Below are 9,273 nucleotides of genomic sequence, written 5' to 3'. Positions count from 1 at the left end.
CAAACACTGCGCAGACTTCATTGTCGATTCTCAATTTGCTCAATTGCGGCGTCGCTGTAGCGCTTGGCAACGATGCGCGCGATGGCATGCGTCACCTTCGGCACGGATGCGTTGCACGTCCCGCGCACCTGTTGAACTAGCCATTGGCCGGCATCGGTCTGCTCGATGCAGAGGGTTGAACGCATGCCTTCGGGGTCCACAAGCGAGAAGATCCGAAATTCGCCGTCGGCGCACCAACTGTCGTAGCTTCCGACGCAGTGGTGCATCTGATGTCCCTCCGCGTAGAGTGCCTCGGATGTTGTGAGTGGAAGCACCTGGTAGCCATCAAACTCACAACTTGGCAGAAGCGATTCCCAGCGAAGGTTCCGGATTCCGCGCGCAGAGCACCGCGCCTGGTGCCAATCCGCGCTCTGACGCAGCATCGATTGCCACGTCGCGTTTTTGTCGGGGAGCCCGCGAGCGAGGCCGTCCATAAAGACCCAATCTAGGACATCACGAAACTCGATGGCAAGGTTCCGCATGTTTTCGCGAAGGTAGCCATATCCTTGGGCTGACCATATCTCGCAACACCGGTTGGCCCACGCTCGATACAGGCGTTGATACTCGGGACGAACACAAAGGCGTCTCGCGTTGTTGACGATCGTGCGCAAAACGACGGCAGGCACCCGTTTCGGCAGGTTGCTTTGCGCGAGGTTCTCGATGACATTCGAGTTGAGTGTCGTAGAAAATGCGGAGACGACAGATACCGGGGCCCGCATGAGCCATCGGTGCGCCGCCGGCGTCATGAAGCTCGAAAGTCGTTTAGCGGAACGCGCGCCATAGAGATGTATCGGGTCGCAGAAGCCACTTCGATCGACGATCGTGGTCTTGCGCCCATCCCTCACCCATAGATGCCGAGAAAACAAGTCCGTGCGCTTCCAGTGCTGCGGCTTGATGCGTGCCAGCAGTGGCAAGCAATTGCGATTCTGCGCAAGCATTCTGGTAATGTCGGGACCGAAAGGGGCGTAGCGCAGATAATCGCGAATCGTTACCTGCGCGTCCCATCCCTTGATTATTGCGACGGCCGACAGAACGGAACGGTCGATAACGCTAGTCCAGATGTTTTTACGGAGCGCGCGTGCAGCCGCTGCAAAGCGCGGGGGCTTGATGCGCAACTTCGTTGCGCTCTGCCGCCGCGTTCCTTTGCGCTTCGGGGCAAGATAGAAGTCGATGAGGATCTCGGCCATCGTCCGCCGCGATATCTGTTTCACGCCTTCTTCCGGCCGCGCCGGAAGGTCACCATAACCGGCACCGTCGAGCACTTGCCAAAGTGCCTTGCGAAGGATGGACTGCCACAATTCCTTCGATGGATCGCCAGCCTTTTTCTTGGGCAGCACGATCGGGAGTAGCTGGAAATCCGGCCAGCTATCGAGGTCCGACGAAGGTTCCCATCGCGCATTCGGAAACGACCATTGAAACAACTCGACCAAGCTGGAATCAAGGGCCTTGTCGATGCGCCAGGTGTTGCAGATGATTATTGTGCATACGCCGGGCCGCAATGTGAGCTTTTGATACAGGCGCAGCACCTGCCGATCGATGATGTACCGTTTAGCCTGAGCGTAGACGGCAGCAATACGTGCGTCGCCAAAGCGATGCGTGTCTGCGGTGCGGCTTTCGGTTGGCAGCGGTTCAGCGGCGCGGATCTTCTCAAAAGTCCGCCGAATTGCAACTCCCTCGGTCATATCGGCTCCGTATTGATCGCTGGCTCGTAGTCACGCACTGGCTGTTGCCGCCGACTCGCGGCGGCAAGGGTCAGTGCGCCTGGTCAGTCACGCTTCGGCGCTGCGCCCGCGGGCACGTATTGAGCGACGGTCCACACACCACCCTCGCAGAAAACAGGATCGCTGCCGTGCATGGAGATGATCCCGTTCGGCTCGCATTTATCGCCCATACCCACGGTGTCAGCGTGTCTGCCGCCCGACGTGACGTATTCGACCTCTGCCTCGATGCTGCTGGCCTTCTTGTCATCGCGGTTCGCATAGAGGGAAGCCGGCACGCCCGGCTTCATGACGATCGTCTTTTCAAGCGCCATCGTCCGGATGTCCGGAAGTTGCCACTTGCTGCCGTCGATGTCAGCGTCCCGCAGGCTTTCGAGCCAACTGTCTTCGACCTTGAAGCGAACGACGACCTTCCCGTTCTCATTGATACGCCACGGCTCGGCATATACCGACAATCCGGTTTTCAGCGTCGCCGGCCGTAGGCCGGAGTTGTCCACCGACTCGACGTACCCTCGACGGATGAAATCGTTGTAGGTGGCACTGTGCCCCTCCCTCGTATGGAGCTTTACTTCCCGCTTGTTTCCGTCCGCGCCGACAAGAGTCACCCTGATCGAGATCTCCGCACCCGGAGTGGCCGAAAGGGATGACACCTTCGTCAGCGGCTCTGCGACATGCGCCGACGAATCAGCAGCGTTGGCCGACGCAGCACCCAACATCCACATCGATGCAGCGACCATCAATGCAATCGCGGTACGTTTCTTCATGAATATTCTCCGAATATATGTTTGTATGACTATAACGATACGTAAATAATAACTTGCAAAAAAACGGCGAACTATTGGCCGCACTCGATCGCTGCCCTCCCCGAGATCTTCGCTCCCGACGAGATGGAACAGCGCTCCTGCGCGTTGATTCGCGCTGCATTCGCAGCCCAACCGCAAGCAAAGGCCACGATCGAAACAAACACCGCCAATCTGATGGCGTTAGCCTTTTTCATATAGAAGATCCCCTTCGAAATTGATCCAGTTGATTTCACGCGTCACATCGAGATTGCGCGGCCGCTCGACGCAGCGGCGTCCGCTCACGATCGTGCGCACCTCGACTGGCCGCGACTGCGCAAGAGCAGCAATCCGCACAGCCCCACGAACGAACCCACGATCAGCGTCATGTAGCGCCCCACGGAAAAAAGCATCCAGCGGATCAGATCGTCTACCGACATGCTCGACAGCGGAGTCGCGGCGAGGCGATCCCGCTCGTTGAGCATCGCCCGCATGGAGGGATCTTCGGACAGGCGGAGCGAAACACGCTCGATCGCGACAACACGCTCACGCAGTTGTCTGAGTTCGCGCTTGTTCGGCGACGGGTCTGCCGATAGCGTTTCGGCCACGGCCTGGCGCGCAGCGTCGTTGCGCACGGCGAGTGCCCTCACTTCGGCGAGTTCAACTTCGCTTGCTGGAATTTGGTCGCGCAACCACATCGCCGCGGTGAGAACTACGAGCGCTAGCAGCGCCTTCTCCGCCATGCCTAACTTGGGAAGCTTTCGCATTCGATAGCTCCTATTGCAACTGGACGTTGTTGAACTTCGAATTCGTCGCACCCTTTTTGTCCATGTAGACAGCAATGGTCTTCTGCGGGGTGATGAACTTCAAAACGCTCTCTTCGATGTTCAGTTTTTTGCAGGATACGGTCCAGTAGTAGCTGTCGATCCCGAGGAGGATCTTCGTGCTCACTGTCGTAATCACACCTTCCGGGAAGTCAGAAGGCGTTTGCGCCACGCACCAAAGCGCGAGTCCGAACTTCCGCAACTCCTTGGCGATCTTGTTGTAGATGCTGTCGGGATTGTCATCGAATACGACCGGGCTTTCGTCCAGTCCGATGATCTCCCTAATTTCAGACTGCAAGCCGCCAAGCTTGCGACTGCGAGCGATGTGCTGAGCGCGAACCTTGGCGAAGACGAACTTGTCCTCTTCGTCCAGGTTGGTCAGGTCGTAGGACCAAACGAGAGCGTTCTCGTCAAACGGAGGCGGATTGCCGTTGAAGATTCCGATCGCTTTGAGGTTCTTCAGACGATCGATGACGCCTTTCAAGACTTCCTTCGAGTCGTACTTGATCAGATCATCAAACTCGCGGCCGGTCTCGATCGAGGACACATAGTCGGAGACGCGCTCAAGATACTTGCTCTTGGCTACTTCCAACTGCTTTTCCGCCTTTTCCTTGTCCTCGGTGTCGATCTTCTTCTTGCTCGTCGTAACGGCGCGGTTCATCTGCGCCGCCGCCCGATTCATCTCCTCGAGCGCAGCGACCGCACGGTTACCTTGCTCGTTCATGTTCAAGCCGCCATACATCGCCTTCAGCTTGCGCTCGGCGAGTGCGATCGCATCCTCAAGCGTCGGATAGTACCGTTGCATATCCGACCAGCGACGACTTGCCCACATCTCGGCACGCATCGTCTCGGTCATCTCTTCCCGAGTCCACGTGCCGGGATCATCCTCATAGATCCCATAGGCTGCGAACACATCGGAAAGTATGTTCCGCATGCACGCTTCCTGTCGGTCCATCAGCTTTCGAGAAGTCTGATTGATGGTAGTGATCAGGAAGTTGATTTGCCGATCGACACCGCCCGATTTCGGATTCGGGTCGAGCACAAGCGGGTTGTAGCCGTAGCGGGTGGCACGTGAAAATTCCACGCGCGACTCACCCGGCACAATCAGGTCGCCGTGAACGTCGAGATTGTGATACCTGTCGAAGCCCGGCCCGGCAGTCTTCACTGCTTCGTCAATGAAACGCAGCAGTTGGAACGATTTGCCCGTACCTGATTTTCCGCACAGGATGAGATGTGGATTGATGAGCGCATCCGAGTCCCAATAGACCGGAACGTCCTTGCCCTCCTTTTTGCGGAGGTAGTCGTTATACCCGAGGAAGATCTTCATTCTTCTGCGTAGCGTGCGTTACGAGGATGGCGCGCGCGAGGGTGCGCGCCGAGGTCTGCGAGCCAGCGTGATGCACACAACGATGGCGAGCGAACCGACCATCCATAGAATGCCGATCAGCGCCTGCACGACGCGGCTTACCACCACATCATCGGCCGCGCTTCCGTACAAGGCTTCGACCGACTCGCAGATGACAAGGAAATGCGGAAAGTGAATCTGCGCAAGAAGCGCGCACAGCGCGCTCCACGCCACAAGCGTCACTGAAATCAGCGAGCGGGTAGTCACGCGACCCGCTCTTGTTCCGCCAACGGAACTGCGTGAAGCGCGGGTGCAGCCGCGGGCACGGTGACCGACGCGCCGTCACTGCCGTCGAGCACGTTCGGAACGGTGCGCGTCAGCATTCCGTTGACCGTAGCGCCCTCCTTCATAGCCAGAGTCACATACTCGATATTGCCGTGGACGATCCCTGTTTCGAGAAGCACCACGCGATCGGCGAACACGTCGCCTTCAACCGTCCCGCCGATAACCGTGGTGCGCGCGCGCAACGTGCCGTGGATACCACCAGTTTCAGTCAGCACCACCTGATGATCGCCTTCCTGCGTGACGTTACCCCGCACCACACACCGCAGAACGACGCTCTCTTCGATTGTCAGATCGCCGTTCAGTTGTGCCGCCGCCGGGATCACCGTGTGGATATCGGTTTCGCTTCCGCGTGTATGCAAACCATCAGGAATCTGAGGTGCGGGCGCGGCCGGAATCGGTCTGGATACCGGGACCGTCGCAGATGCCGGTGCCAGGCTCTGACGCGGCACGACATTGCTCGGCACACGTGCGGGAGCATTGGTGTTTCCGGCCTGCGGCGATTGCACCCGCCGAGCCTGGTTTGCCGGCGCAGCCGGGGCTTCATTGACGGTCTGCATCCGCACATCCGGCGCGGTCCGGCGCACGAGACCGAGACCAATGCCGACGCGTGTCAGGAAATTTTGGCCCATCGTCTACCTCAATTCGTCACGTTGATGATTCGCCGGTTGGTGACGATCGATCTGCTTTCCGGGTCGATCGCCACGATCGTCTCGCCTTGTTGCAGCGATTGCCCAACCGATAGCTTCTGGCCGCCTATGCCGACCACGCCCTTTCCGAAGCCGGTCAGCCCCATCGCCTGAGCCGTCACAGTCTCGATCGGAAGTGATGCCACATCGATCGACGCGGTAGCCTTCGCGGCGTCAGCCGCCTTGTGGACCGCCTTCGCCCCTTCGGCTACTTCGTCCTTGGCAGGGCGCGGCGGGGCCGGCATCTTCTGGATTGCCGCCACCTTGGCATCGAGAACTTCCATTGCCGAAGCCAAATCGGCAAGCTGCTGCCTACTCGATTCGGAAACTGCACGCCACGCGGCGACCTGGACAGCGCGGTCGTGCCGTTCCTTCTCAAGCACCTGTACGACCTGATCGGACGACGGAACACCGGTCGATGTCTGCGAAGGCCGAGCCATCTCATGTGTGACCGGCTGCATCAAAGGATGGCTGGCACCCACGGCCCCGTGCGGCCGGCTCGGCTGCCCCTGGTAGTAAGTCCAACCCGCAAACGCGAGTCCGATCGCGACCAAGGCAATGACGAGCTTGCCTAACGCAGTCATCTCGACCTTCGAGCCACCATGGAGCGCCGGGGCTTGGTCTCCCGGCAATGCATTTTCCGTTTCCATGCTCACCTTGCGAATATCCGCCTGATTAGCGCTCCACGGCGTCGCGCAACGCCTGGAGCGGCTTGATTTTCACGACCTGGCGCGCCGGCACCGGGACAACTTCACCGGTGCGCGGATTGCGCGCTGTCCGGGGCGCTCGTTCGACCAGAGAGAAGGAACACAATCGATGGATCTTCGCGTACCCGTCCCTGCGAATGCTCGTCGTCAAACCGTCGATCACAGCTTCGAGAGCGCTCGCGGCCCGAGCTTTTGACGCACCGGTCCGCTCCGCGATCAGGGCAACCACTTCGTCTTTCGTCATAGCCACCTCCCGCTTTTACGTATCGCATGCACGATACGTATTTTTCAGCATAATGGCAATTATTTGCCTGTCAGTCAAGAAAATTGGGGGCCGTGATTCGCGGTTGAACAATGCTGCGCCTAAGAGAACCGCAGAGTGCCCATATTCGCCTTCACTGCTGGCGTCGCCGGCGGTTTACTCCGTCTCAGATGAACGGTGTCGGCTTCTTGGTGACGCGGCTCATGCCGACTATTTTGTGTGACCTATCGAAGATGATCAGGCAACACGCGTTCAAGTGCCGCGACTTCTTCTTCGGCCTGTTCGTTCAGTTGGTCGAGTTCGCGGGCTGCAGCTTCGGCGGTCGGATGCCACTGCCCGGTCTCGTACACTGCATTGACTTCACGTTGGCAAGCGAACTGATCGCCAGCCTCGTTCTGGATCAGACTCCAATAGTTCGCGTTCATCGTGCCTCCTATTTTCAGGTCTTTGTCTTTTGGGTAGCGCTACTGAGCGCGTGGGCGGTGTGCCGTGCATAGGTGGCCACGGCCCTCCAGTATGCGGCCATCGGCCCTTTGCGGCGACGCCAAGCATTTTCTGCTTCTGCGTTCGCCTGGTCGCGCAGCTCGCGCAACACCGCCTCCAACGCCGCGCGCTGTTCGGCGGGAAGATTCAACAGCGCCTTTCCTGCCGGCAGCTTCAGAAGAGGATTCAGGTAGCCCATCCGTCGTTTTCCTATGATCGGATCTTGAGGTTATTTGGTCGCGCCCACCGACTTCGCGGGTATCACCTGGAACGGCACACCGTGAGAAGCAGCCTCCTTGATGACCGTCGCGATCATCGCGTCGGTCATTCCCGGCTGCAAGCTCACCACACCTCGCCCGGCCGCAAACTGCTCCCCAACCACTTGAAGCATGTCAACCTCCGGCCACTCGTCAACACGATCGGCCTGCAACGAGACGATCTCCGCTTCGACCTCGCGCACCAACTCTTCGAGGAAGACCTGTGGCGTCGCACGATTGCCAAGCAAAACGATGACGCCATTGCCACAAGGGATCGATTCAAATGTGAGCACGACATCCGAGCCATCCACCGCTCGATGGAGCACTGACGATTGGCGGACAGATGGGTCAAACATTGCGTGCGACGACATGCCATTCATCGACAGCATGTTGTACGCGTAACGCCACATCGACTTCGCATCTACCGCAGAGAGGGATATCGACGGCCGCCCGTCGTCCATGCGCTCGCGTCCGAAAACCACCTTCGTCATCACGATACCGTCACGCATATCGCATCGGGCGAGATTCGCACCGTCAAGGAACGCACGGGCGACCGCCCCGAATGCGCTGCTGTCGTCCACCGCTGTCTGTTTCATGATTGCTTCACATATTGAGGTTATTTGGTCGCGCCCCTGCCTGCCAAGCGAGTCGCGCTTCTAGCTGAGCACCGTCTCAGTCCCACCCACCGGAACCACACCGATGCGTTGCCATGAGAACTGGTCTTCCGAGGCAAGTTCGCGCACACGCTCTTCGAAATCCTGGCCGGATTCGAACTCCTCACTCGCCGCGATAATCCGCACGACCTGGCGGGAGTCGTCCAGCGGCGTCTCCGTTACGAACTCGTGCCCTTCGACCTCAAAGTCGCCATTCAATGCTTCTTGCAACCGGTCGAGCGCGGCTCGCTTGTCCGCGCTCGGTTGATGAAAAAACAGCACTTCCAGAATGTCGTACATACGGTAACTCGCACGGTTAGTTATCAATCAGGGCTTTCGGGCACTTCGGCAAGCCGCGGAGCGCGTCGTCGTCGCGACGCTTGCGATCAACGTTGTTGATCGTGCGGCTGATGTACTCCTCCGAGAACCCCCACCACAACGCAAGGGCCTTGTTCGACCACCCCTTGCGTCGCAAAAGCTCTTTCGCCTCTTCAGGCGTCAGAACTGGATACGTCGTTGCCTGTTTCATTGGCTCCTATCGAATCGTCAATCAGTGAGTGGAGCGCGATGACGCTCTGGCTATAGTCCCGCAATCCCTCGCCCGCTGCGCCGAAGAGAACGGGCAACCTCGCGCCCGTCAACGTGTACACAACGGTCTCATCTCCCGGAAAGCGATGCCGAACGACTCCGACCAACTCGTCGCCCGAAAAGATGCCGACCGTCGTCCGCTTCGTCAGCATCCGCATCGTGCGGTCGTCAAAGCCTTCGAGTCCCGCCACATTTACCGCGCCCACGCGATAGCGCATAACGATGGCTCGCTCCGCTTCAGAAAGCTCGCGAGGGACCGGCCAGTAAATCGGCTCGTTTCGACCGAACATCGTCACGTGGTGTCGATTTCCCATCGCAATCAAGCGTCACCATCTGCACCGCAGTACGCGCAGTAACAGCGGCCTTCGCCCATATAGCTCGAATCATCGCCTCCGTATGCCGTGCCCGTGAAGCTCCACGAATGGCCGCGCTCCGTCTCACACTCGAACTGTTCGAGCGTGAGACCTTGGTCGTCGCGCAACCACCGGAAGATCGTCAGCGCACGCATGCAAGGATGCGCAGCGCGCTCGCGCGCATACATGCCAGCGATCATGCCAAACTCGGCAGCTTGGAGGAGCGTCCGCATG

General features: G+C 59.0%; 15 protein-coding genes. All 15 read right to left on the bottom strand.

The genetic code is table 11. From position 1 onward, the window contains the following. Nucleotides 1-17 precede the first annotated feature (17 nt). Entirely contained in the window at nt 18-1,721 is a 1,704-nt protein-coding gene (locus F3J14_RS04605) for a PcfJ domain-containing protein (RefSeq protein WP_166722000.1), read from the bottom strand. A gap of 83 nt (nt 1,722-1,804) precedes the next feature. Further along, nucleotides 1,805-2,521 (bottom strand): hypothetical protein, encoded by a 717-nt coding sequence (locus F3J14_RS04600; RefSeq protein WP_166721998.1) that lies wholly within the window; start codon nt 2,519-2,521, stop codon nt 1,805-1,807. Nucleotides 2,522-2,838: 317 nt separating this feature from the next. Continuing rightward, the gene (locus F3J14_RS04595; protein WP_166721997.1) at nt 2,839-3,303 is read right to left on the bottom strand and encodes a hypothetical protein; all 465 of its coding nucleotides are present in this window, start codon (nt 3,301-3,303) and stop codon (nt 2,839-2,841) included. Nucleotides 3,304-3,313: 10 nt separating this feature from the next. Continuing rightward, on the bottom strand, nt 3,314-4,687 hold the full coding sequence (locus F3J14_RS04590) for a DUF87 domain-containing protein (protein WP_166721996.1): 1,374 nt from the start codon (nt 4,685-4,687) through the stop codon (nt 3,314-3,316). 18 nt (nt 4,688-4,705) lie between these two features. After that, nucleotides 4,706-4,972 carry a hypothetical protein gene (locus tag F3J14_RS04585; RefSeq protein WP_166721994.1) on the bottom strand — a complete coding sequence of 89 codons (267 nt, stop codon included), beginning with the start codon at nt 4,970-4,972 and terminating at the stop codon, nt 4,706-4,708. Further along, nucleotides 4,969-5,679, bottom strand: coding sequence for a polymer-forming cytoskeletal protein (locus F3J14_RS04580; protein WP_166721993.1), 711 nt, complete (start codon nt 5,677-5,679; stop codon nt 4,969-4,971). The genes F3J14_RS04585 and F3J14_RS04580 overlap by 4 nt, the downstream gene beginning before the upstream one ends. Before the next feature lie 8 nt (nt 5,680-5,687). After that, nucleotides 5,688-6,392, bottom strand: coding sequence for a hypothetical protein (locus F3J14_RS04575; protein ID WP_166721991.1), 705 nt, complete (start codon nt 6,390-6,392; stop codon nt 5,688-5,690). Between the two features lie 19 nt (nt 6,393-6,411). Next, nucleotides 6,412-6,687, bottom strand: a complete 276-nt coding sequence (locus F3J14_RS04570) for an HU family DNA-binding protein (protein WP_166721990.1) — start codon at nt 6,685-6,687, stop codon at nt 6,412-6,414. Nucleotides 6,688-6,929: 242 nt separating this feature from the next. Next, the gene (locus F3J14_RS04565) at nt 6,930-7,130 is read right to left on the bottom strand and encodes a hypothetical protein (RefSeq protein ID WP_166721989.1); all 201 of its coding nucleotides are present in this window, start codon (nt 7,128-7,130) and stop codon (nt 6,930-6,932) included. A gap of 14 nt (nt 7,131-7,144) precedes the next feature. Continuing rightward, nucleotides 7,145-7,387 carry a hypothetical protein gene (locus F3J14_RS04560; protein WP_166721988.1) on the bottom strand — a complete coding sequence of 81 codons (243 nt, stop codon included), beginning with the start codon at nt 7,385-7,387 and terminating at the stop codon, nt 7,145-7,147. Nucleotides 7,388-7,417: 30 nt separating this feature from the next. Next, nucleotides 7,418-8,041 carry a hypothetical protein gene (locus F3J14_RS04555; protein ID WP_166721860.1) on the bottom strand — a complete coding sequence of 208 codons (624 nt, stop codon included), beginning with the start codon at nt 8,039-8,041 and terminating at the stop codon, nt 7,418-7,420. 60 nt (nt 8,042-8,101) lie between these two features. After that, nucleotides 8,102-8,398, bottom strand: coding sequence for a hypothetical protein (locus F3J14_RS04550; RefSeq protein WP_166721987.1), 297 nt, complete (start codon nt 8,396-8,398; stop codon nt 8,102-8,104). A gap of 16 nt (nt 8,399-8,414) precedes the next feature. Beyond that, nucleotides 8,415-8,627, bottom strand: coding sequence for an XRE family transcriptional regulator (locus F3J14_RS04545; RefSeq protein WP_166721986.1), 213 nt, complete (start codon nt 8,625-8,627; stop codon nt 8,415-8,417). Beyond that, nucleotides 8,590-8,982, bottom strand: coding sequence for a hypothetical protein (locus F3J14_RS04540; protein ID WP_166721985.1), 393 nt, complete (start codon nt 8,980-8,982; stop codon nt 8,590-8,592). The genes F3J14_RS04545 and F3J14_RS04540 overlap by 38 nt, the downstream gene beginning before the upstream one ends. 23 nt (nt 8,983-9,005) lie before the next feature. Beyond that, on the bottom strand, nt 9,006-9,272 hold the full coding sequence (locus F3J14_RS04535; RefSeq protein ID WP_166721859.1) for a hypothetical protein: 267 nt from the start codon (nt 9,270-9,272) through the stop codon (nt 9,006-9,008). Nucleotide 9,273 lies beyond the last annotated feature (1 nt).

The organism is Burkholderia sp. Tr-862 (genome assembly GCF_011753085.1).
In the GTDB taxonomy this organism is placed as follows: Bacteria; Pseudomonadota; Gammaproteobacteria; order Burkholderiales; family Burkholderiaceae; genus Burkholderia; species Burkholderia ambifaria.
This window is presented reverse-complemented; position numbering and strand designations above follow the sequence as displayed.